At 67.1% G+C, this 22,880-nt stretch carries 19 protein-coding genes and 4 pseudogenes; 13 read left to right on the top strand and 10 right to left on the bottom strand.

Annotation, left to right across the window (positions count from 1 at the left end; all coding sequences use genetic code 11):
* Positions 1-326 precede the first annotated feature (326 nt).
* Positions 327-2,096, top strand: a complete 1,770-nt coding sequence (locus tag L5G28_RS07960) for an oleate hydratase (protein WP_237001050.1) — start codon at positions 327-329, stop codon at positions 2,094-2,096.
* Between the two features lie 44 nt (positions 2,097-2,140).
* Here the strand turns inward: L5G28_RS07960 and mdlC are convergent, their stop codons facing one another.
* The 3 genes and pseudogenes from mdlC to L5G28_RS07975 form a co-directional block, all read right to left on the bottom strand.
* Positions 2,141-3,772, bottom strand: coding sequence for a benzoylformate decarboxylase (mdlC, locus tag L5G28_RS07965; RefSeq protein WP_237001051.1), 1,632 nt, complete (start codon positions 3,770-3,772; stop codon positions 2,141-2,143).
* 255 nt (positions 3,773-4,027) lie between these two features.
* Positions 4,028-4,375, bottom strand: a complete 348-nt coding sequence (locus L5G28_RS07970) for a deoxyuridine 5'-triphosphate nucleotidohydrolase (RefSeq protein ID WP_237001052.1) — start codon at positions 4,373-4,375, stop codon at positions 4,028-4,030.
* A pseudogene (locus tag L5G28_RS07975) lies at positions 4,372-4,641 on the bottom strand (phage holin family protein); the annotation flags it as partial. The gene L5G28_RS07970 and the pseudogene L5G28_RS07975, both read right to left, overlap by 4 nt.
* A gap of 117 nt (positions 4,642-4,758) precedes the next feature.
* Here L5G28_RS07975 and L5G28_RS07980 point away from each other — a divergent pair.
* Positions 4,759-6,054, top strand: a complete 1,296-nt coding sequence (locus tag L5G28_RS07980) for a glutaminase (protein ID WP_237001053.1) — start codon at positions 4,759-4,761, stop codon at positions 6,052-6,054.
* Between the two features lie 20 nt (positions 6,055-6,074).
* Here the strand turns inward: L5G28_RS07980 and ygiD are convergent, their stop codons facing one another.
* The 3 genes from ygiD to L5G28_RS07995 all read right to left on the bottom strand — a co-directional run bounded on the left by ygiD (position 6,075) and on the right by L5G28_RS07995 (position 8,558).
* Positions 6,075-6,932 carry a 4,5-DOPA-extradiol-dioxygenase gene (ygiD, locus tag L5G28_RS07985; RefSeq protein ID WP_265743875.1) on the bottom strand — a complete coding sequence of 286 codons (858 nt, stop codon included), beginning with the start codon at positions 6,930-6,932 and terminating at the stop codon, positions 6,075-6,077.
* A gap of 187 nt (positions 6,933-7,119) precedes the next feature.
* Positions 7,120-7,701 carry a TetR/AcrR family transcriptional regulator gene (locus L5G28_RS07990; protein ID WP_237001054.1) on the bottom strand — a complete coding sequence of 194 codons (582 nt, stop codon included), beginning with the start codon at positions 7,699-7,701 and terminating at the stop codon, positions 7,120-7,122.
* Positions 7,698-8,558 (bottom strand): hypothetical protein, encoded by an 861-nt coding sequence (locus L5G28_RS07995; RefSeq protein WP_237001055.1) that lies wholly within the window; start codon positions 8,556-8,558, stop codon positions 7,698-7,700. The genes L5G28_RS07990 and L5G28_RS07995 overlap by 4 nt, the downstream gene beginning before the upstream one ends.
* A 66-nt stretch (positions 8,559-8,624) precedes the next feature.
* Here L5G28_RS07995 and L5G28_RS08000 point away from each other — a divergent pair, with 66 nt between their 5' ends.
* The 5 genes and pseudogenes from L5G28_RS08000 (at position 8,625) to L5G28_RS08020 (ending at position 15,073) form a co-directional block, all read left to right on the top strand.
* Positions 8,625-10,490 (top strand): multicopper oxidase family protein, encoded by a 1,866-nt coding sequence (locus L5G28_RS08000; RefSeq protein ID WP_237001056.1) that lies wholly within the window; start codon positions 8,625-8,627, stop codon positions 10,488-10,490.
* Positions 10,491-10,766: 276 nt separating this feature from the next.
* Positions 10,767-11,130: pseudogene (locus tag L5G28_RS08005) on the top strand (oxygenase MpaB family protein); the annotation flags it as partial.
* A 65-nt stretch (positions 11,131-11,195) separates the two neighbouring features.
* Complete coding sequence (locus L5G28_RS08010; RefSeq protein ID WP_237001057.1) at positions 11,196-12,674, top strand: aldehyde dehydrogenase family protein; 1,479 nt, start codon at positions 11,196-11,198, stop codon at positions 12,672-12,674.
* On the top strand, positions 12,664-13,947 hold the full coding sequence (locus tag L5G28_RS08015; protein ID WP_372477196.1) for a CaiB/BaiF CoA transferase family protein: 1,284 nt from the start codon (positions 12,664-12,666) through the stop codon (positions 13,945-13,947). Before L5G28_RS08010 ends, L5G28_RS08015 begins: the two co-directional genes overlap by 11 nt.
* 58 nt (positions 13,948-14,005) lie before the next feature.
* Positions 14,006-15,073, top strand: coding sequence for a lipocalin-like domain-containing protein (locus L5G28_RS08020; RefSeq protein ID WP_237001058.1), 1,068 nt, complete (start codon positions 14,006-14,008; stop codon positions 15,071-15,073).
* A gap of 158 nt (positions 15,074-15,231) precedes the next feature.
* Here the strand turns inward: L5G28_RS08020 and L5G28_RS19495 are convergent.
* Positions 15,232-15,423 (bottom strand): annotated as a pseudogene (locus L5G28_RS19495) (MFS transporter); the annotation flags it as partial.
* Between the two features lie 19 nt (positions 15,424-15,442).
* Here L5G28_RS19495 and L5G28_RS08030 point away from each other — a divergent pair.
* The 4 genes from L5G28_RS08030 (at position 15,443) to L5G28_RS08045 (ending at position 18,171) form a co-directional block, all read left to right on the top strand.
* Complete coding sequence (locus L5G28_RS08030; protein ID WP_237001059.1) at positions 15,443-15,871, top strand: MarR family winged helix-turn-helix transcriptional regulator; 429 nt, start codon at positions 15,443-15,445, stop codon at positions 15,869-15,871.
* A 43-nt stretch (positions 15,872-15,914) separates the two neighbouring features.
* A complete protein-coding gene (locus L5G28_RS08035; RefSeq protein WP_237001060.1) occupies positions 15,915-16,466 on the top strand; it encodes an isochorismatase family protein in 552 nt (183 codons plus the stop codon).
* A gap of 25 nt (positions 16,467-16,491) precedes the next feature.
* Entirely contained in the window at positions 16,492-17,166 is a 675-nt protein-coding gene (locus L5G28_RS08040; protein ID WP_237001061.1) for a hypothetical protein, read from the top strand.
* A 150-nt stretch (positions 17,167-17,316) separates the two neighbouring features.
* Positions 17,317-18,171 carry a 3-hydroxybutyryl-CoA dehydrogenase gene (locus tag L5G28_RS08045; protein WP_237001062.1) on the top strand — a complete coding sequence of 285 codons (855 nt, stop codon included), beginning with the start codon at positions 17,317-17,319 and terminating at the stop codon, positions 18,169-18,171.
* Positions 18,172-18,234: 63 nt separating this feature from the next.
* Here L5G28_RS08045 and L5G28_RS08050 read toward each other — a convergent pair whose 3' ends face one another.
* A complete protein-coding gene (locus L5G28_RS08050) occupies positions 18,235-18,735 on the bottom strand; it encodes a TetR/AcrR family transcriptional regulator C-terminal domain-containing protein (RefSeq protein ID WP_372477197.1) in 501 nt (166 codons plus the stop codon).
* Between L5G28_RS08050 and L5G28_RS08055 the strand changes: the two are divergent.
* Positions 18,641-19,043: pseudogene (locus tag L5G28_RS08055) on the top strand (MFS transporter); the annotation flags it as partial. The gene L5G28_RS08050 and the pseudogene L5G28_RS08055 overlap by 95 nt on opposite strands.
* 163 nt (positions 19,044-19,206) lie before the next feature.
* Here the strand turns inward: L5G28_RS08055 and L5G28_RS08060 are convergent.
* Entirely contained in the window at positions 19,207-19,581 is a 375-nt protein-coding gene (locus tag L5G28_RS08060; RefSeq protein ID WP_236999378.1) for an HNH endonuclease, read from the bottom strand.
* Between the two features lie 6 nt (positions 19,582-19,587).
* Here L5G28_RS08060 and L5G28_RS08065 point away from each other — a divergent pair, with 6 nt between their 5' ends.
* Positions 19,588-21,249 carry an ABC-F family ATP-binding cassette domain-containing protein gene (locus L5G28_RS08065; RefSeq protein WP_237001064.1) on the top strand — a complete coding sequence of 554 codons (1,662 nt, stop codon included), beginning with the start codon at positions 19,588-19,590 and terminating at the stop codon, positions 21,247-21,249.
* A 33-nt stretch (positions 21,250-21,282) separates the two neighbouring features.
* Here the strand turns inward: L5G28_RS08065 and L5G28_RS08070 are convergent, their stop codons facing one another.
* Entirely contained in the window at positions 21,283-22,782 is a 1,500-nt protein-coding gene (locus L5G28_RS08070) for an NlpC/P60 family protein (RefSeq protein ID WP_237001065.1), read from the bottom strand.
* Positions 22,783-22,880: the final 98 nt, after the last annotated feature.

Raw genomic sequence — 22,880 nt, forward strand, 5'->3', positions numbered from 1 at the left:
AGCCCAAACGCTACTCTTCGGGTGTTCATCGAGACGAAGATATGTGGCTCAGTGACTACGGCTACGACAAGACTCTCCATGCATTCGACAAGGCCACCCGCACACCCGGTCGTCGACGCCCTCGCCTGCTGATCCTGTGTCAGCCGGCGGATCCGCGACCGCACCGTCAGCGAAGACTGACCCGCGGGCTGGGCTGAGGCGTTAAGGTTCCGCTACGGGATTAATCGGACAGGTCATCATTCGACGCCGCCGTTCACGGCATGCGGACGGGGTGCGTGCAGCCGTAGACGACACTCCCGCTGTCCTCGTACCGACCAGGAGGATCGATGCACTACAGCGCGGGAAACTATGAAGCCTTCGCCCGGCCGAGGAAGCCGGCGGGTGTCGACGAGAAGACCGCCTGGTTCGTCGGGGCAGGACTCGCCTCGATGGCTGGGGCGGCGTTCCTGATCCGCGACGGCCAGATGGCAGGCGACAAGATCTCCGTCTTCGAAGAACTCGATCTTCCCGGTGGCGCGCTCGACGGCATCAAAGAGCCTAAGAAGGGTTTCGTCATCCGCGGCGGCCGTGAGATGGAGAACCACTTCGAGTGCCTCTGGGATCTGTACCGCTCGATCCCGTCGATCGAGATCGACGGGGCGAGTGTCCTCGACGAGTTCTTCTGGCTCAACAACGACGATCCGAACTCTTCACTGCAGCGCGTCACGATGGATCAAGGGCAGGATGCGCACACGGACTTCAAGTTCGGGCTCAGCGACAAAGCACAGAAGGAGCTGACGAAGCTGTTCCTCGCCACCCGCGAGGAGATGGAGAACAAGCGCATCGACGAGGTGATGAGCGCAGAGTTTCTGGGCAGCAACTTCTGGCTGTACTGGCGAACCATGTTCGCCTTCGAGAACTGGCACAGCGCACTCGAGTTCAAGCTGTACCTGCATCGCTTCATTCATCACATCAAGGGGCTGCCGGACCTGTCTGCGCTGAAGTTCACCAAATACAATCAGTACGAGTCGCTAGTCCTGCCGCTCTACCGCTGGCTGCTCGATCAGGGCGTCCACTTCCAGTTCTCGACTACCGTCACCGACGTCGACTTCGACATCGACCAGACGCGCAAACAGGCCACCCGGATCCACTGGACGCACAACGGCGAGGACGGCACCACCGAACTGGGCCCGAACGACCTGGCGTTCATGACGATCGGCTCGCTCACCGAGAACTCCGACGAGGGCGATCACCACACCCCGGCCACGCTCAACACCGGGCCCGCGCCCGCCTGGGACCTGTGGCGGACCATCGCCGCCAAGGACCCCGCGTTCGGGCGGCCCGATGTCTTCGCAGGCGACATCGACGCGACCAAGTGGGAGTCGTGCACGGTGACCACGCTGGACAAGCGGATTCCGGAATACATTCAGAAGATATGTAAGCGCGACCCGTTCAGCGGCAAGGTGGTGACCGGCGGCATCGTGACCGCCAAGGATTCGAGCTGGCTGATGAGCTGGACGGTGAATCGCCAGCCGCATTTCAAGCAGCAGCCCGCCGACCAGATCGTCGTCTGGGTCTACGCGCTGTTCTCCGACGTGGAGGGCGACTACGTGAAGAAGTCGATCTCCGCCTGCACCGGTGAGGAGATCACTCGCGAATGGCTGTACCACGTGGGGGTGCCGGAGGATCAGATCGACGAGCTCGCGGCCACCGGCGCCAAATCGGTGCCCTGCATGATGCCGTATGTCACGGCGTTCTTCATGCCGCGCCGGGCAGGTGACCGGCCCGCGGTGGTGCCCGAGGGGGCGTCGAACTTCGCCTTCATCGGCCAGTTCGCCGAAAGTGCAACGCGCGACTGTATTTTCACCACCGAGTACTCGGTGCGCACCCCGATGGAAGCGGTGTACACGCTGCTCGACATCGAGCGCGGCGTTCCCGAGGTGTACGGCTCAACCTACGACGTCCGCGAGCTGCTGAACGCCACCGCACGCCTGCGAGACGGGGAGGAGACCGAACTGCCCGGCCCACACTTCCTACGCGAGAAGCTGTATGACAAGTTCCAGAACAACGAGGTCGGCAAGTTGCTGACGGAGTACAAGATCATCGCCACACCCTGACACGTCGTACCTGGCGATCAGCGCGCCGTGCCCACCGTGCCGACTCAGACGAGGTTCGGCACGGTGGGGTCCGTCGGCACCTCGATGACCGTCGGCCCCTTGCGTTCCCAGGCCTCAGCGAGCGCGGCGCGCACCTGTGCGGCGGTCTCGGCCACCACTCCTGCCGCGCCGTAACTCTGGGCCAGCAGTGCGGGTTTGAGCCCAGGCAGGTCGAGGCCGGGGACGTCGGGACTCTTTTCCAGCACCGCGAAAGCCTTGAGGATCCCGTACTCGCGGTTGTTTGGGACGACGACCACCAGCGGGAGCCGGTGTTGCGCGGCAGTGTAGAGTGCCTGCGAGGAGAACTGCAGCGAGCCGTCGCCGATCACGGCCAGCACGGGACGGTTCCGGCCGAGGTCCCGCTCGGCCAGTGCGATACCGACGGCCGCAGGCAGATCCCAGCCGAGAGCGCCGCTCGCCATCGCGAAATACGAGTCCGGCCGGGTGATCTCCCATTCAGCGTGCAAATCGGCGAGGTTCGAGGGCGACTCCTGCACGATCACCGTGTCCGCGGGCGCCGCGGCGCGCAGGACTCGGAAGAGCTGGCGCGGAGTGAGGGGGCCGTCGTCGGTCGGATCGGTGATCTCGGCCTCGGCGGGCGGGTGTGGGGCCAGACGGTGGGCCTGGGTGATCACGGTGGCCTGGGTTGTGCGGGCCGGGACCGTCGCGGTCAGCGCCTCGAGAGCGAGTCCGGCGTCGGCGACCAGGCTGTCGCCGACCGGCGCGCGGCCGGCCTCCGCCGGATCGTCGGTGATGTGCAGCAGTCGGGATCCCGCAGGAATGTATTCGCCGGGGATCCACGGGTAGTAGCGGAACACGGGTGCGCCGACGACCACGATGAGGTCGTGCCCGGTCAAACGTTGCGAGAGCAGGCCCTGCGCGAAAGGGAGGCCGCCCGCGTAGAGCGGATGGTCCTCGGGGAACGGCGGACGCTCGGACGACGGAGCAGCCCAGACCGGTGCGCCGAGCCGCTCGGCCAGTGCCACGGCCGGTCCCCACGCGTCGGCGCGGGCGATGTCGGAACCGAAGATCAACACCGGGTGGGCCGCGTCGGCTATCGCGGCAGCGAACTCGGCGAGACGCTCGGGGTCAGGACCGACGCGACGACCGACGCTGCGGACAGCCGTGGGCACGGTGGCGGGTGCATCCCAATCGTCGAGGGGCAGCGACAGGAACACCGGCCCGGCGGGCGGCTGCAGCGCCACCGCGTACGCCCGCATGAACGCGGCGGGTACGTCCTGCGGCCGCTGCGGCTGGTACGACCACTTCACCCACGGCTGCGCCAGTACCTCCGGCTGCGGGTTGACCAGCCACGGTTCGAGTAGCAGCATCTCCCGCGTCTGCTGGCCCGCGGTGACGATCAGCGGCGTCTTGTTCTGGGCGGAGGAGATCAAGGTGCCCATCGCGTTGCTGATCCCCGCCGCAGTGTGCACGTTGACCAGTGCCGGTCCGCGGGTGATCTGGGCGTAGCCGTCCGCGGCGGCGACGACGCTGGCCTCGTGCAGCCCGAGGACATACTGGAAGTCGCCCGGAAAGTTCTGCAGGAAAGTCTCTTCGGTCGATCCGGGATTGCCGAAGACAGTGGTCAAGCCCAACTCGCGTAGGAGGTCGAACGTCGCTTCACGTACGGTTCGCACTGGCGCATCCCTCTCGGTCCATGGCGGCCCCGCCTGCCGATCGGGCGGGGAGGGTCCTCGATCGAGGAGACGTTTTCCGCTGTCGCCGATCGTAAAGTGTCGCCGCTCGTCGGTGTGACCTTTTGTCCGTAATGACTGCCGCGGTCGTCCGCTGTCGTGGACGCGGCAGGTATCGAGCCGCTACTTCGGCGAGTTCCGTGTCGGCGACGGGTCGGAATGGGTGAGCTTCTCGAACCCGCGGGCACCGGCTCTCATTCAGCGCTCCCTGCCTTGTCGGTCGCTCCGCCGACGGCGGGCGACGATCACGAGGACGGCGACAGCGCCGACGCCACCGGCCACGCCGAGGAGTGTGTTCTTATGCTCGACGGCCTGCTGTTTCACCTGGTCCGTTCGGACGGATGCTTCGTCGATCGCTCGCCGCCGGACATCGAGGCGATCGTGCAGCGCGTCGACAGTGTCGGCAAGTTCGGCACGCTGCTGTGCTGCGGGTTGCGGCGGCGCCGGGGTGTCGTCGACCGGTTCGATAGGGGAGGTGGTGGCCAGATCGGGATCGACGTCGTCGGTGGATCCCAGAATCGGGTCGTTGTTCGGGTCGGTGCTCATAGGTGCTCCTTCACGGTGGTGACATCCGAGCGAATGCTGTCGGCGGTGTTCTCCGGTACCGGTGGTGTCGCTGAGCGGGCGCGCATGGCGCCCACCCCTGCAGTCGCCGCGCCGACCACGACGAGCACGGCGCCGATGATCAGGGCGGCCAACCAGCCCGCCACGGCGGTGGCCAGACCCAGCACCGCCGCCGCGGTCAGTGCGCCGAGACCGAACAGAACGACCAGCAGTCCCGCCCCGGACACTCCGACGCCGATACCGATGCGGTGTCGGTCATGACAGTGAGGTACCCGGTGCGCCGCTGCATAAACATCGCCGACGGTGCTGAGGGTGCATCCGACGATGGACCTCGCGACCGCATGACGCCGGGGTAGGTTGTGGAGGTGCGATCGCCGATTCCCGATTACCTCGCCGAAGCGCTGCTGTCCGTCGAGGCCGATCAGTCCGGGCAGACCGCCGACTACATTCCCGAACTCGCGTCAGCCGACCCCGATCGGCTCGCCGTCGCGATGTGCACCCACGACGGACGCCTCTACTCACAAGGCGACTGCGATCAGGCGTTCAGCATCCAGTCGATCTCGAAGCCGTTCGTCTACGCGCTGGCGCTGGCCGACCGTGGCTTCGACGAAGTCCTGGAGAAAGTGAGCGTCGAACCGAGCGGCGACGCGTTCAACGAGATCTCGTTCGAGCCCGGTACCGGCCGACCGTTGAACCCGATGATCAACGCGGGAGCGATCGCCGCGCATACCCTCGCCGGTCCGCGCGGCGCGACCCCGACGGAGCGGACGTCCCGGATCATCCACGGTCTCAGCGCTTTCGCTGGACGACAACTGACGGTCGACAACGGAGTCTTCGAGTCCGAGATCACCACCGCCTACCGCAACCGAGCCTTGGCGAACATGTTGCGCGCCAACGAGATCATCGGCGGCGAGCCGCTGGAGGCGGTGGTGGGCTACACCCGCCAGTGCTCGCTTCTAGTGACGGTCAAGGATCTGGCGATGATGGCTGCCACACTTGCGAACCGCGGCGTCAACCCGGTCACCGGTGCACCGGTCGTGCCCGCGCCCGTCGTCCGCCAGGTACTCAGCGTGATGGCCACCTGCGGCATGTACGACGGCGCCGGGGACTGGATGACACGCGTCGGCATCCCGGCCAAGAGTGGTGTCGCGGGCGGACTGATCGGTGCGTTGCCCGGTCAGGCGGGGATCGCGACGTTCTCGCCGCGACTGGACCAGCACGGCAACAGCGTGCGCGGTGTGGATCTGTTTCGCCGTTTCACATCGGATATGGGAATGCATCTGATGGAAGTTCCTCCGTCCGGCCCGTCCGTGGTGCGCGGACGCCGACTGCTCGGTGCCGGCAAGCACGCGATACAGGTCGTGTCCCTACAGGGCAGCATCCGTTTCGCCGGCGCAGAACGTGTACTCCGTGAACTCGAGGACGAGCCGCTCACACAGAAGACAGTGGCGATCAGCTTGGTGCGTGTCACCACGGTTGGAGACGTCGCCCGCCGGATGCTTCTGGAAGCCGTCCGTCGACTGACTCTCGACGGGCACGACGTCTATCTCGTCGACCCAGACCGAGTGCTGCCCGATCCCGACCCCGGTGAGGGCGGGCGGGTGACCGTGGTCGCCAGCCGCGACGACATCATCGAACGACTGAAACGGTCCGCGACCTAGTGTCGCGTGTCGTGCGCGGTCTACAGATTCGAGTCGAGGGTCGGGAACCCCTCAGGCAGTTCGGCGGCCCCGGGGACGCCCTCGGCGGCCCGCAGGTCCTGATCGAGTCCCAAGGTGTAGGCGGTCATCGACAACGAGCCCGCTGCATAACCCTTGATCAGCGGCTGCAGCGGCTGATCGTCGGCGAGTCCCGCGATGTAGAGCATCGGCAGGAAGTGATCGGGGGTGGGCACCGCGGCCGAGAAGTCCGCGTGGGAATCGAGGGTGAGGACCTCGCTCGGTGTGTCCTGCAACAGCTCTCCGGCCGCGTCGTCGAATCGGTGCGCCCAGTCGAAGCCCGCGTCGGGTTGCGAGAAGTCGATCGCGCGGAGGTTGTGCACGATGTTGCCGCTGCCGATGATGAGCACGCCTTCCTCGCGCAGCGGAGCCAGTTTGCGGCCGATGTCCATGTGGTGGTCGAAATCCTTGAACGCGTTGAGCGACAACTGAACCACCGGAATCGAGGCATCCGGGAAAGCATGCCGCAGCACCGACCAGGTGCCGTGATCGATGCCCCAGCTGTCCACGTCCAGCCCGACCCAGGTCGGCTTCGCGACGTCGGCCACCAATTCGGCGATCTCCGGTGCGCCGGGCGACGGATACTCCACGTCGAAGAGCTCTTGGGGGAAACCGTAGAAGTCGTGGATCGTCCGGGGCAGTTGCATCGCGGTGACGGCGGTCGCGTTCGTGTACCAGTGCGCCGAGATCACCAGGATCGCGCGCGGGGTGGGCACCGCTGCCCCGAACGCCTTCCACGACTCGGTGTAGCGGTTGCGTTCCAGCGCGTTCATCGGGTTGCCGTGCCCGAGGAACGCTGCGGGCATCATCGTCGTCTCCATCGTCCAGAATCCTCCAGGGTAGAGAAGATCGTCTCCCCGTCGACGCTACGCGACCTACTCATTTCGATCCGGTAGGCCGAGCGGACCGGACAGAGAGGTCGCGGGATCCGAGCGTGACCTACTGTTCCCCGCTCAGCCTCGACATCGTTCCCTGGCCCGATGGTGGCGCTGAGCGGGGAACATTAGGTCAGTTCCCGATGGGTGGTGCGACGGCGGCGGACAGCAGCGCGGAGATCGCGTGCTGCAGTTCGTCTGGCGTCGGTGTCGGCAGTCCCTCGTGGCCGTGGATGTAGCCGATGCCCGCGTAGACGAGCAGCCCGGCCAGCAGACGTGCCTGGCTCGGGCTCATCGCCAGCTCGCGCAGTGTGCGGTCGACGACGTCGAAGACTTCGCCGTCGATGCTCCGCACCGTCTCGGCGACCTTGTCGTTGCTGCGAGCCCAGTCGCGGATGGCGGTCTCCACGGTCAGATGGCTGTCGCTGATCAACATCGTCGACAGTGCGATGAGCCGGGCATCGGCAGGCATCTCGGTGAGCTCGTGGAGTTCGGCAATCCTCAGCCGGTTGATCTCCTGCCACCGCACCGCCATCGCCTCCCACAGTGCGTCGAGATCTTTGAAGTGCCAGTAGAAGCTGCCCTTGGTGACGCCGAGCTCCTCGCACAGCTGGCTGATCTTGACTCCGCGCACCCCCTCGGACGTGATCAGTGCGAGTGCGGCGTCGACCCAGTCGGTGGCGGTGAGGCGAGGTGAGCGGCGCGACTTCCTCATCGGTCGGTGGACCCTCCTACGGCGTGGCGGACGACGTTCGCCACCGAGGGCTCCGACAACAGCGCGAAGTGGTGTGTCACGTGCCGGGTGCGCGCCGGGTCGAGGATCCGATTGTCCATGCCCGGCAGAGCTGCCGACAACGGATCACTCACCAGACCGTCGATGGGCGAGATGACGTTAGTGTATCGGACCCCGTGAGATGGAAGGCCTGCTCGCCGTAAGGAAACCAGCAGATCCGAACCGCGGACCAACTCTCGACAGCCTTCGCACCACGGGTCGATGAGTGGCTTCTCCAAGCGCAGGACCGCGTCATAGGTGCCGAGACGTCTGCTGATGTCCTCGGTGTCGCCGAGGAATCCGACGTTGGTGCCGCGCCACATCGGCCCGATCGCGACGATCCCGGTGATCGGCTTCGGGACGGTCTGGGTCTGCACGACGCGCTGTGCGACGAGTGCGCCGGCACCGTGCGCAACCACCGTCCAACCCTCGGCCTCGGTGCGCTGCTCTGCGCGCATGAGGCCGGCGACCTGCGTCGCACTGTCGTCGATCGCGGCGAATCCGGCCACCGGCGCTCCGCCCGCGTCGACCACGGCGTCAGTGAGTCGGGTGCGGCCGTAGTCGGCGACGAACGAACACTGCTCCGGGGCGCCGACGGTGTCGGCGAAGTCGGCCATCTCGGCGGCGGTGCCTGCCATGTCGTGCAGGTACACGTACTGCTGCGGACACCTGACGGCCGGAGCCGCCTGCGCCTGCGTCGGTGTGACAGCTAGTGCAGCGAGGGTCGCGACAGCAGTGAGGGCCGCAACGGCCGCTGTGACCAGCGGTGACGCGGGGGAGAGAGGAGGGCGACGAGTCATAGTTAACAAACCATACCGTATGGTACTGTGCTGTTCGTCTCAATAGCAGCCGAGTGAGGGAACCGAGTGGGCGCAAGGGTCAACCGTCGTGAATTTCTGCTGGGGGCTGCGGCAGCGGCCGCCTCGGGCGTGCTGTCGAGTCGGCTCGGCGGCGGTGCCGCAAGCGCTGATCCGGTGTCGGACATCAAGTGGCCTACGATCTTCCATTCGCCGCCGATGGCGAAGTACGTGGACGACCTCTCCGTGCCGAGCACCATCACGTCGTCCCCGTCGGAGCCGATCGAGATCGTCGCCCGCACCACCAGCAGCCGCTTCCATCGGCATCAGCCGAAGGTGCCGACGATGGCCTACAACGACGAGTCGTACCTCGGACCGACCATCGAGGCGCACGTCGGTGAGCAGACGACCATCGAGTACCGCAGCGAACTCGGCAAGCACATCTTCGCCGCAGACCTGGACACCTCGCTGCACGGCGTCACCGCCAAGTACCGGGACACCCCGGTCACCTCCATGCATCTGCACGGCGGTGCGACCCCGCCCGAGTTCGACGGCAACCCGGAACGATTGATGCTGCCGCACCACGGAACGTCGCTGTTCAAGTTTCCGAACCGGCAGGAGGCCGGCCACCTCTGGTACCACGACCACGCGATGGCGATCACCCGCGCCAACGTGTACGCGGGCCTGGCCGGCATGTACTTTCTGCGCGACGACTATGACACCGGAACGTCGACGAATCCACTCGGCCTGCCGGCAGGCGAGCACGAGGTTCCGCTGATCTTGCAGGAGAAGATCTTCCGCGACGACGGCCACCAGTCGCTGCGGTCGACCCCCGTCGTTCCGGAGGGGCTGTGGGAGGGCGGCGCGGTCGGCGACCGCGGTCTCGTCAACGGCAAGGTGTGGCCGAAGACGACCGTGGACCGAGGTCTGTACCGATTCCGGCTCATCAACGCGGCGTCGTACTCGGTGTGGAATCTGTTCTTCTCCAACCGAATGCCCTTCTGGGTGATCGGAAACGAGGGCGGCCTGCTCAACGCGCCGGTCCGGACTCGGTCGATCAAGGCGGCTCCCGCCGAACGCTTCGACCTGCTGGTCGACTTCAGCGCCCTCGCGCCGGGGGAGACCGTCGACCTGTGCAACGACATGGCTCCGCCTTTCCAGGCCGCGGTCCTCGGCGAGGTCGCCATGCCGCGCTTCTGTCGATTCATCGCGGGCGCGGGTCGAGGCGATCGACGCGGGGTGCCGAGCCGCCTGCGCGGCGCAGCGCGTCAACCCGATCGCCTTCCGCCGATCGCCAAGCCGCAGAAGGTCCGACGAGTCTCGGTGTCCCAGCCCTACGAGCTGCGGGTGCCGCCCGCGATCATGTCGCTGAACAATCTGCGTTACGCGGATCCGCAGATCGAGAAGCCGAGGCAGGGGACCACCGAGCGTTGGGACATCGTCAACATCACGCCCGACCCGCACCCGATCCATCTGCACCTGGTGATGTTCCGGATCCTGGGCCGCCGACCGCTGCGCACCGTCGACTACCAGGCCGCCCATCCACAGCCGCCGATCGGCACCAGGTGGGCTCCCGATCCGAGCGGCTTCTACGCCGGACCGATGCGCTCTCCCTCGGCGTGGGAGGCCGGATGGAAGGACACTGTGCTCGCTCCCGGCGGACACGTCACCTCGATCATCGTGCGGTTCCCGACAGCCGACGAACTCGACTTCGATCCTGACGCGATCTTCTCGTCAGATCCGACCCAGAACTGGACCCGTCCGTCGCACGGGCACGCGGTGACACCGTCGCCGTCCTCGATGCACGGCCGCCACGCGGGCGCCACCCCCGCGCACGGCATGGTCACCAAAGACCTGCAGGGATACGTCTGGCACTGCCACATTCTCGACCACGAGGATCACGACATGATGCTGCGGTACCGGGTGGTCCCATGACGGCGGCGACCGCCGCGAAAGCTCTGCTCTCCGCCGCGATCACGCCTCTTCTGGTTCGTCGGGCGGAGCCGGTCATCAGTGTTCTCGGGTGTGTCATGGCTACGCGTCATGGGGCCTCATCGTGGCGGGTCGTCTCGGTGTCAACGAATCGCCAAGGATCGAATCGCCAAGGATCGAGTACGGCGGTATCGACATGACCGTACAGGACGCGAGTTCACTCGACGATCAGCACGCGGTGAAGCGGCCGACACCCACCGCGTCGCGGGCGGCGAGACCCTGGAGACGTCGCGCTTCTGGATCGACGTCTCCGAACCCGGTGGCCTGCTCACACCTGGCAGCAGGGGGCGCGCCACCGCGATGCTGGTGCGCGTCATGCACGTATCGGTGCGCCGACGCGTCGCCGACCACCCGCAAGGAGATCTACGCCCTCATCCACTTCCAGCGGTACATGGGCCACATCGTCGGCGTGCGCAACAGCTGGTATCCCGAAACCATCGCCGACAGCCTGCGGGAACGCTACAACGCAGCGATCTACGCGACCTACGCGAGGCTGTTCATGTTCCCGCGGACCTACGCCAAACACGACATGCCCAACGCGCTGCCCGGCCTCCTGTGGGTCGTTGCCCGGTTCCCGGCCGTCGCCGCACTGCGTCGTTGACCGACCCAGATTTCGCTCACCCACCAACACTCCAGAAGGAGACACCGATGACCGAGGCCACCGCGACTCGCTACGAACCGACGATTCCGGACGTCAGTCTGCGCATCGGGAGCACCCGTCGCGCCGCGACCGGCGGGGCGACCTACGTCTCGTCCAACCCGGCCGACGAGAGCGTTGTCGCCGAACTTCCCGCGGGCACCGCGGCCGACGTCGACGACGCGGTCGCCGCCGCTCGCGAGACGTTCGAGTCCGGCATCTGGTCCGACCTGCCCGGAGCCGAGCGCGGACGGATCCTCTCGCGTGCCGCCGATCTGATCGAAGCCGACGCAGAGAACCTCGCCGCCCTCGAATCGGTCGAGATGGGCAAGCTGTTCGTCGACAGTGTCAACGGCGACATCCCGGCCACGGCGGGCACCTTCCGGCACTTTGCGGGCTGGGCCGACAAGATCGTCGGGCAGACCTCCGTACTCCCCAGCTACGGTCCGCAGCAGCGTTTCGGGTACACCCTGCGCCAGCCGCTCGGCGTCGTCGGCGCCATCACGCCGTGGAACAACCCCGCCGTGATCGCGGGCTGGAAGCTGGCTCCGGCGCTGGCCGCAGGCAACACCGCGGTCATCAAACCAGCCGAGGACGCCTCGCTCTCGACCATCCGTCTCGCCGAACTCCTCGTCGAAGCCGGAGTGCCCGAAGGCGTACTCAACGTGGTGACCGGTCTCGGCGAGAAAGCCGGTGCGGCGCTCGCCGGCCACGAGGGCATCGACAAGATCAGCTTCACCGGCAGCGCCCGCGTCGGCCGCACCATCCAACCCCGCGCGGGTGACAAGTTCCGCAAGATGACCCTCGAACTCGGCGGCAAGTCACCGCAACTCGTGTTCGCCGACGCGAACCTCGACGAGTCGATGCCGTGGATCGCGATGGGCAACTTCTACCACCAGGGGCAGGTCTGTGCGGCGGGAACCCGCGTGCTCGTCCACGAGTCGCGCGTCGACGAAGTGATCGCAGGCCTGGTCGCAGCCGCCGAAGCCGCCGTCATCGGCGACCCGCGCGACGCGTCGAGCACCATGGGCACCATCGTCAACCGCAAACAACTCGACACCATCGAGCGGTACATCGACGCGGGCAAGAGTGAGAACGCCGAACTCATCACCGGCGGCAACGTCGTGGACCGTGCAGGCTACTTCGTCGAGCCGACCGTGTTCCGCGGACACAACGACCTGACGATCGCCCGCGAAGAGATCTTCGGGCCCGTCGCCACCGTCATCCCGTTCTCCACCACCGACGAAGCGGTGCAGATCGCCAACGACACCAAATATGGCCTCAACGCCATGATTCACACCAGCAGCCTGTCCACCGCGCACGCCGTGATCCCACGACTGCGGGTCGGCATGGTGTGGGTCAACGGCTGGGGCGTCCCCGAGCCGGGCCTGCCGTGGGGCGGCCGCGAAGCCAGCGGCTACGGTCGCGAACTGGGGCAGTCTGGTATCCATGCCAACACCGAAGAGAAGACCGTCCACCTTGCCTTCTGAACACGCAGGGCTTTCTGAAAACACAGGGCCTTCTGAGAACACAGGGCTTTCTGAACACCCAGGGCCTTCTGAGAACACCGGAGCGCTCGCTGACCTGCGGGTCTTGGAGTTGGGCACCCTGATCGCAGGCCCGTTCGCAGGAAGGTTGCTCGGCGACCTCGGAGCCGACGTCATCAAGATCGAGGCGCCGGGCAGAGCCGATCCGTTACGCACCTGGGGCCAGGCCGAACAGGACGGGGAGCGGGCCTTCTGGACCGTGCAGGCCCGCAACAAGCGGGCCATCAGCCTGGACCTGCGCTCCGCCGAGGGACGCGAGATCTTCCTCGATCTCGTCGAACGCAGCGACATCATCGTCGAGAACTTCCGGCCGGGCACCCTGGAGAAGTGGCAGCTCGGCTACGACGTGCTGGCCGAACGGAATCCGGGCGTCATCGTGGCTCGGGTCTCCGGCTACGGGCAGACCGGCCCGGCCGCGTTCAAAGCCGGCTACGCGTCGGTGGCCGAAGGAGTGAGCGGACTCCGCTACATCAACGGCTTCCCTGGCGGACCCGCGCCGCGGATGTCGCTGTCCATCGGTGACTCGCTCGCCGGAATGTTCGCGGTGCAGGGCGTGCTCGCCGCCCTGCACACCCGCCACCTCACCGGGCGCGGCCAGGTGGTCGACGTGGCGCTCACCGAGGCCTGCCTGGCGATGCTCGAATCGACGATCCCGGACTACGATCTCGGCGGTATCGTCCGTGAACCGTCCGGCACCAGGCTCACCGGCATCGCGCCGTCCAACCTGTACCTGACCAGGGATGAACGGTGGGTGATTATCGCCGCCAACCAGGACACCGTCTTTCGGCGACTGTGCACGGTGATCGGCCGCGACGACCTGATCGACGACGAACGCACCCGAGACCACGTGGCCCGCGGCAAGCACGAGGATCTGCTCGACGAGATCATCGGCGCGTGGGTCGCCGAGCGTGACGGTGCGACGGTCATCGAGCTGATGGCCGACGCAGGTGTGGTCGCCGGGCCGGTCAACACGGTCGCCGACGTCGTCGCCGACGAACAGTTCCAGGCGCGCGACATGCTCGTGCCACATCCGGACGAGCGGCTCGGCCGCGCAGTCCTCGGGCCCGGGGTGGTGCCGAAGCTCTCCGCCACACCCGGCTCCATCCGGTCGTCCGGGCCCGCACGCGTCGGCCAACACAACACCGAGGTGTACACCGACCTGCTCGGGATCGACGAGCACCGGCTCGCCGAGCTCGCCGCCACCGGAGTGATCTGAGTCGGGGCCGGACGGCGCCGACGGTAGAACGAAGCGAAATGCACAGAAACGAGATCTCATGAAGACCATCGACGCCGTCGAGGCATGGAACGGCCCCGGCCGTGGCGACGGGACCATCACCACCGTCCGACCCGAACACAACGCCCTGCACGCCCGTACAGAGCGGACAGCATTCGAGCACTGGTACTTCGACGCGCACTTGGACAACGGCTACACGGTCGTCGGCTTCCTGGTGAAGCGCCGTCCGGAAGATCCGCCGATGTCGCGACCCTGGGTCGAGATCATCGTCTACAAGCCGGACGGCAGCAGGCTGCAGATCGCGCAGCGATACCCCGAACGCGCAACGCGCTTCTCCACCGAGGAAGTGGACGTGCGGATCGGACCGAATTCGGCTCGCGTCGAGTTCGACGAGAACGGCATACCGACCTACTTCGTGACCTTCGACGAGGACGGCGTCCGGCTCGACCTGGAGTTCCGCAACGAGATCCTGCCGTGGATGCCTGGGCGCGGCGAGACACAGTTCGGTGACGGCGGCATCTTCGGATGGTGCGTCGGCGCACCCCGCGCCGCGGTGCGCGGCACCGTCGTGATCGGCGACGACAGTTGGGAGGTGACCGGCCGCGGATACGCCGACCACAACTGGGGCGTCGGCAACATGCCGCGTGTCATCGAACGCTGGCATTGGGGCAGGCTCTACACCGACGAGTACTCGCTGCTCTACGCCGTCGTCGCCTGCAACGAGAAATACAACAACCTGCAGATCATGCCGGTGATGCTCGCCAAGGGTGACGAAGTCCTCCTGTCGACCGGCGAAGTCGAGTTCACCGTCGGGCCGTCGGTCTACGACGACGTCGCGCGGCAGGACTACCCGGAGACGTTCACGTTGGCCGCTCCCGGCAGGTTCCGACTCGAGATGCGCGTCCAGCAGGTGTTGCAGTCGCATTCGCTGATCGAGGAGATCCCGGTCATCGGCGCCAAGATGATGCGTCCGATCGCCGACCGGCTGGTCGGCAAACCCGGCTACTTCCGATTCCAGTCGGACTTCACCCTCGACGTGACGCAGGCCGACGGCTCCGTCGAGTCCGTCGCGGGCAGCACCCTGCACGAACTCGTCGCATTGAGTTGATCAACGCAGATACGTGTCGGCGCGTCGGACCAACGCCGACGCGACGACACTGATCGCCGACGTGGCGACCAGGTACCCGCACGCGAGCCACGGGGAGCCGTGCGCGGCGCCGAGGAGCGCGGTCAGGATCAGCGAGACCCACCTGCGGGATGAAGCCGAACAGCCATCGTCACCATCGTCAGAGCGAGCGTGCGTTTCCGTCCGATCCGGTCGCCGATGTGGCCGAAGACCATGCCGCCGACCGGACGCATCACGAACCCGACCGCGAACGTCGCGAACGCGAGCATCGTGCCGACGAACGCACTCGTGTCGGGGTAGAAGAGGTCGTTGAACACGATGCTGGCAATCGTTCAGCCTAGACTGAAGATTATGGCGAACCGGGACCACGCGAGGACTACGGCTGGCGAGATCAGAGTCGTGTTCAGCCGCCTCCGACGACGATTCCGCGAAGTCTCCCAGTTCGACGAGCTCACGCCGTCGCAGACCTCCGTGCTCAGTCGCCTCGTAGGCGCCGACGCGTCGTCGAGCGACCTCGCCGCGGCCGAGCGGGTCCGCCCGCAGTCGATGGCCGCGACCGTCGCCGTCCTCGTCAGCCGGGGCTTCGTCGACCGCGCTCCCGACCCGAACGACGGTCGCCGGCAACTCCTCTCGCTGTCGGCCGCCGGCCGCGCATTCGTCGACGGAACGCGCCGCACCCGCGAGGAGTGGCTCACCCAAGCCGTCGCCGAACGACTCACCGACGCCGAACGCGAGACGGTCGACGCAGCGTTGCCGCTGCTGGCCCGGCTTGCCGAATGACGACAACCGCGAACAACGACAACCGCGAACGACAGGAGCCCTGATGCCGCTTACCCAGATCGATGAGAACTCCGCACTGGTCGTCATCGACCTTCAACGCAACATCGTCGGCATGCTCGGCGACGCCGCGCGCCCGATCGTGACGAACGCGGCGGCGCTCGCCGCCGACTTCCGTGCCGCGGGCCGGCCGGTGGTGCTGGTGAACGTCGCGACCCGTCCACCGGGCCGCACGGATGCGGGCACGAGCACCGCAGAGTTCGCTGCGGCAGACATCGTGATCGACGCAGCGCTCGGATCCGACGCCGCAGACATCAGAATCACCAAACGCGCCTGGGGTGCGTTCACGAACACCGATCTCGACGCACGACTCCGCGAACTCGGCGTCACCCAGATCGTCATGACCGGCATCTCGACGTCGATCGGCGTCGAGTCGACCGCCCGCAGCGCCTACGAGCTCGGCTATCACGTGGTCCTCGTCGAAGACGCGATGACCGATTCACTTCCGGCCGCGCACGACTTCTCGGTCGCCACGATCTTCCCCAAGCTCGGCGAAGTGACGACCACCGCCGACATCGGCGCGAAACTCCACGGCTGACGCGCCGCGGCCTACGATGACGAGCATGACCGGACTTCCGATGCGACTGATCGCGGCGCTCTGGGACGTCGACGCCGACGCCCTGCGCGATGAACGCCTCCACGCGGCCCTGGCCGCACTCGGTGCGACCCGACTGCAGGTGAACGTCTGCGACGACGACGCTCGTGGCGGACTCGCGATGAACCACTTCGAACAGCCGATCGAGGCGGTCGTCGCCGTCACCGGCGGCGACAGTGCCGATGTGCTCGCGGCGCTCGGCGGCGTCGCCGGAACCGTGCAGGCGTGGCGGACCGCGCTGCGCGCCCCTCTCGACCCTGACCTGCCCGTCGGGGAGCGGGTCGACGCGCTCGCCAATGTCGCCTTCCTCCGCCGCCCCGACGACCTGGCGTACGACGAATGGCGACGCCGCTGGCTCGACGACCACACCCCGGTCGCGATCGACACGCAGGCGACGTTCGGCTACTACCAGAACATCGTCGCCGAGCCGCTGACCGACGACCCGACCGGTGTCGTCGCGATCGTCGAAGAACTCTTTCCGATGGAGGCGATCTCCGACGTCCACGCCTTTTACGGCAGCGGCGGCGACCGAGACGAGTTGAACCGTCGCATCACCGCGATGCTCGCGAGCGTCAGTCGGATCGGAGCAGAGAAGAACATAGATGTCGTGCCGACCTCCCGCTACGACTACCCCCTGAGCTGATAGCTCACGTCGACAGGTCGTTGATCCTCGCGACGGCCGTCACTATCGCGCACCGGCGGCGCTAGTCCACCGACGCAGCAACTAACCTATGAGGCGACAACCGAAATTCGGCCGCCCGTTGGCGGTGGCCCGTGTTGATTTGGAGTGAGAGTGAACCTCATCGGCGTGATCGGTGGCGGCACCATGGGTGCCGGTATCGCAGAAGTGTGTGCCAAGGCCGGGAGCGACGTGCTCGTCCTGGAGACCAAGCAGGAGTTCGCCGATGCGGCGAACGCACGGATCACCAAGTCCATCAGCCGAGGTGTGACCAAGGGCAAGATCTCGCAGGAGGACGCCGACGCCGCCATCGCGCGCGTCCGGGTCACGCTCGACGTCGCCGAGTTCGCCGACCGCGAACTGGTCATCGAGGCCGCCCCCGAGGTCGAGTCCATCAAGCACGACATCTTCGCCAAGCTCGACGAGGTCGTGAAGCCCGAGACCGTTCTCGCGACCAACACGTCGTCGATCCCGGTCATCAAGATCGCTGCCGAGACCAAGCGGCCCGAGCGTGTGGTCGGCGTCCACTTCTTCAACCCGGTCCCGGTGATGCCGCTCGTCGAGATCATCTCGACCCTGCTGACCTCGGACGAAACCGCTGCCGCCGTCACCGCCTACGCGGGCGACGTGCTCGGCAAGACCACGGTCCAGGCGGGCGACCGGTCGGGTTTCATCGTCAACGCTCTCCTCATCCCGTACCTCTGCCAGGCCATTCGCATGTACGACTCGGGGTACGCGACCGCCGAAGACATCGACGCCGCGATGAAGGGCGGCTGCGGCTACCCGATGGGCCCGCTGACCCTCTGCGACACAGTCGGTCTCGACATCTGTCTCGCTGCCGCCGAGTCGCTGTACGCCGAGTTCGCCGAGCCGCATTTCGCGCCGCCCGCGCTCCTGCGCCGCATGGTCGACGCGGGCCGCCTCGGCCGCAAGAGCGGCCGCGGGTTCTACGACTACAGCGAGAACTGATCCTCTGACAGAACTTCGGCACTTTCTTTCGGCGTCACGCCGAAAGAAAGTGCCGAAGTCATTTCACGCGTCGGCCTGCAGGCGGAGCCCGGCAAGTACGAGGTCCAGACCCGCGCGGAACTGGTCGGCGGCGCGCGCGATCAGCTCCTCGCCGGAGACGGTTCCGTCGCGCACCTCTGCCGGCACCTGCTGGCCCAGGTCGGTCGCGGTGCCGATGACGAATCCGAGCACCGCGGACACCCCGTGGAAGGTGTCGCGCGGGCTGAGGCCCAACCGCATCACGTGCCGACCAAGTTCCTCGTACATGCGCACACCGTTCGGCTGAGTTCCATTGTCGCGCATCAGGTATCGACCTAACCACGGCCGTTCGACGACGGCCGCGAACAAGGCGATCGCGACGGCGCGCAGATCGGCGATCGGATCGTCGGTGTCGGCGAACCCGTCGGTCTGGTCGACGACCTCGCCGAGGATGTGCTCGACCCGCACGTATACCTCCCTGCGTGCCGCGTGGATTCCGATGTTCGCGCTGTGTCTGGCCTTCGTCGTGGAGATGGTCGACAACACGCTGCTGACGATCGCGCTGCCGACCATCGGCCGCGACCTCGGCAGCGGCACGACTGCCCTGCAGTGGATGACGGGCGCGTACTCGCTGACCTTCGGCGGACTGCTACTGACCGCCGGGTCGATCGCCGACCGTTTCGGGCGACACTGCGCTCCGCATGCGTGCGATGACGGTGATGATCGTCGTCGGCATGAGCGGATTTGTCCTCGGGCCCGTGTGGGGCGGCACGATGCTCGCGCACGTCGGTTGGGAATGGCTGCTGGGCACACCCGTCTCCGAACATCTCGTGAAGAGGTTCGGACACCGGGTCGCGTGCGTGATCGGTGCGGTGCTTCTCGGCGGCTCGACGGCGGGCCTCGTGCGGGGCGTCTGGAGCGGCGACCTCGTCGAGTCGTTCTTCCACGGCGAGCGGATCGCCTACGCGGTCCTCGCCGTTGTCGTCGGCGTGATCGCGCTGTGGGGAGCGTCCACGCTCACGGACTCTCGGGAGACCGACGAGCACCAGTGAGCTCCCGCACGATCAACACGTGTCGTTCGAGGAACAGGCGTTCGTTGTGCTTCTTGCGCCGCATCCACGTCGTCAGTTCGGTGTTGCATTTGCTCGCGTTGCACGACCGACATGCGGGGACGACGTTCTCAAGCGTGTACCGGCCGCCGCGCGAGATGGGTTGCATGCAGTCCTTCTGCAGGCCGGGACCGGGCGCCGCGCAGTAGGCGCACCCGCCCCACGCGTCCTGCAGCGACATCCACTGCTCGTCGGTGAGGTCGTGTGTGCGGGCGGCCATCCGGGTCTTGCGGCGTCGGGCATAGCGGGCGGCGCGAGGACGTGGGGGCACGAGTGCAACCATATGTGCATGACCGCAACGTTCGTCGCGAAGGACGTCTCCGGCGGGTACGCGCACCGCGTCCTGTTCGATCACCTGGACTTGACCGTCGCGCCGGGCGACGTGGTCGGCGTCGTCGGCGCGAACGGCGCGGGGAAGTCGACGTTGCTGCGCATCCTGGCCGGCGAGCTGGCACCGCTGGCAGGCACGGTGTCGCGGTCGCCGTCGGACGCGTTCGTCGGCTGGCTTCCGCAGGAACACGAGCGAGTGCCGGGGGAGACCGTCGGACAGTACGTCGCCCGCCGGACCGGGTGCGCGGCGGCGGCGCGGGCGATGGACGATGCGGCCGCGGCGCTGGCCGAGCCGGATGCGGCTGGCCCCGAAGATCCGAACGACGTGTACGCAGCGGCACTGGACCACTGGTTGGCGACCGGGGCGGCCGACCTCGACGAGCGGCTGCCGGAGGTGCTCGCCGGCCTCGGGTTCGTCCCCGGTGCCGTGGCGCCGGAATCGGCGTTGATGACCGGGCTGTCCGGCGGCCAGGCGGCGCGCGTCGGTCTGGCCGCGCTGCTGTGCTCGCGGTTCGACGTCGTCCTGCTCGACGAGCCGACGAACGACCTCGACCTCGACGGGCTCGACCGCCTCGAAGACATCGTCAGCGGGATGCGCGGCGGCGTGGTGCTCGTCAGTCATGATCGAGAGTTCTTGGCGCGCAGTGTGACCCGTGTCCTCGAGTTGGATCTCGCGCAGCATACGAACACGGCCTTCGGTGGCGGTTACGACAGCTATCTTCACGAGCGCGCAGTCGCCCGCAAGCATCGGCGCGACGAGTACGAAGAGTACGCCGACCGTAAAGCCGACCTCGTCGCTCGTGCCCGCACGCAACGCGAATGGTCGAGCCAGGGGGTGCGCAACGCGATGCGCAAGAACCCCGACAACGACAAGGTCCGTCGCCGGGCGGCGTCCGAGTCGAGCGAGAAGCAGGCGCAGAAGGTGCGTCAGATGGAGAGTCGCATCGCCCGACTGGAGGAGGTCGTCGAACCACGCAAGGAGTGGGTGCTCGAGTTCACGATCGGGTCGGCGCCGCGATCGAGCTCGGTGGTGTCGACCCTCAACGAGGCGGTGGTGCGTCAGGGCGACTTCGTTCTGGGGCCGGTGTCGCTGCAGGTCGATGCGGGCGAGCGGATCGGGATCACCGGACCGAACGGTGCGGGGAAGTCGACGCTGCTGCGGATGCTCCTCGGGCAGATCGCCCCGGACGAGGGCTCCGCGCAGCTCGGTGCGAGCGTGGCGATCGGGGAGATCGATCAGGCTCGCGGACTGTTCTCCGGCGCGGATCCGCTCGCCGAACGGTTCGAGCGACTCGTGCCGGAGTTCACGACCGCCGACGTCCGCACCCTGCTCGCCAAGTTCGGTCTGCGCGCCGACCACGTCGACCGCGCGGTCGACGATCTGTCGCCGGGGGAGCGCACACGCGCAGCCCTCGCGCTGCTGCAGGCGCAGGGGACCAACGTCCTGGTGCTCGACGAGCCGACCAACCACCTCGACTTGGCCGCCATCGAACAGCTCGAGTCGGCGTTGGCGTCGTACGACGGCGCTCTCCTGTTGGTGACGCACGATCGACGGATGCTCGCGAACGTCGACGTCGATCGACGTTGGCGTGTGGAGGCCGGACGGGTCAGCCAGCTATGACCGGGGAGTGGACTCGGGCCGGGTCGCCGAGACTCACAGCATGCGGACGACCATCGGCTCGGCGCCCGCGGTGCGCATCGGGGAGATCTTGACCGCCGAACCCGAGTAGGGGGCTTCGAGCATGGTGCCGTCGCCGAGGACCAGGGCCACGTGCGTGGTGCCGCCGGGGCCGTAGAAGATCATGTCGCCGCGCTTGGCCTCCGACAACGGGACCTGTGGGCCCGCTGTGTATTGGTAACCCGAGTACTTCGGCAGGTCGATGCCGACCCCGGCGAAGCCGTAGACCATCAGGCCTGAGCAGTCGAAACCCACCTTCTGGTAGTCGCCGTAGCTGTCGGCGACGCCGCCGTCGCGCACCCCGAGCGTCGGTCCGTTCGCGTCGCCGCCGCCCCACGAGTAGGGGACGCCCAGCTGAGACTTCATCCGGTTGACGACGACCTCGATCGCCTGCGGCCCGCGCAGCCCGGGGCGGATCGCACCGGGAGCGCCACCCTGTCCACCGAACAGCGAGCCCAACGACCCGTTGCCGAGGCGGGTGAACGTGTTGTTGTCCCCCTGCTCGAACGGGCTGGTCCCGCCGATCCCGATCTCGTCGAGGAGTTTCGAGTGCGGGATCTGCTGCTGTCCGACGAGACTCGCGAGCAGTGCCTGTCCGGTGTCGGTGGCCAGTGTCGCGGCCGCCTCCGCGGCCTGAGCCAGCGCATCGTCGCCTTCGACGGGCTTGGCGGGAATCGCGTCGACTGCGCGCCCGAGCCCGTCGGTCACCTCCTTCGGCACTCCGGGGACGGCCGGCTGCTGCCGCTGCTCGCCGCGCTCCGGCGCGGTGGCAGCGGGCTTGCCGCGCAGTTTCGCGAGCCGGGTCGCGAGCGAGTCGCGTTGCTCGAGGAGGTCTGTGCGCTTGGTCTGTTGATCGCGCATCGCCGCCTGGGCGGCGCGGTAAGCGGCGACGGCGTCGTCGCGTCGCGACTCCGCGTCCCGAGCGGTCGCGACGGTCTGTCGCTTGGTCACCTCGGTGGCGGCGACCCGGTTGGCCTGCTGGTTGCGTGCGACCTGGAGTTTGCGGATCACTCGCTGCTGCTGGCTGGTGACCCGGTCGACGGCCGACATCTGCTCGAGAACCTTGTCCGGGTCGTCGGACGCCACGTACTTCGTCATGGCGCCCCGGCTGCCGCCTTCGCGGTAGACCGACCGCACGAATGCGTCGAAGTCGCGTTGGGCGCGTTCGACCTCGCCGCCGACCTTAGCCAGCGACGACTTCGCGCCGCTGTTCGCTTCGACCGCCAACTGCCGGGCGGCCACCGCGTTCTGGAAGTCGACGAGCGCCTTGTTCACATCGCCCTGTCTGGTCGCGACCGCGTCCGACAGGTTCGTCAACGTCTGGTCGACGTCGGCGATCTGATTGATCAACGACGCGACCGGGTTGGCCTTGGTCGGTTCGGCGATCGCGGGTCCGGCGGCGAGCGTTGCGGCCAGGGCCACTGCACCCGTCGCGCAACCGCGCGCAAACCATCGCGCACCGGAATCAACTCGCATCTGGCGTGAACTCCCTTAACATTCGTCCCCCTCGCAACACGAGTCGTCTTCTGCACCGTACGTCACAGTGACGCGTTGGGAAACCTGGGAGCGTTAAT

This window comes from Gordonia liuliyuniae, from assembly GCF_021739025.1.
GTDB classification, from domain to species: Bacteria; Actinomycetota; Actinomycetes; order Mycobacteriales; family Mycobacteriaceae; genus Gordonia; species Gordonia liuliyuniae.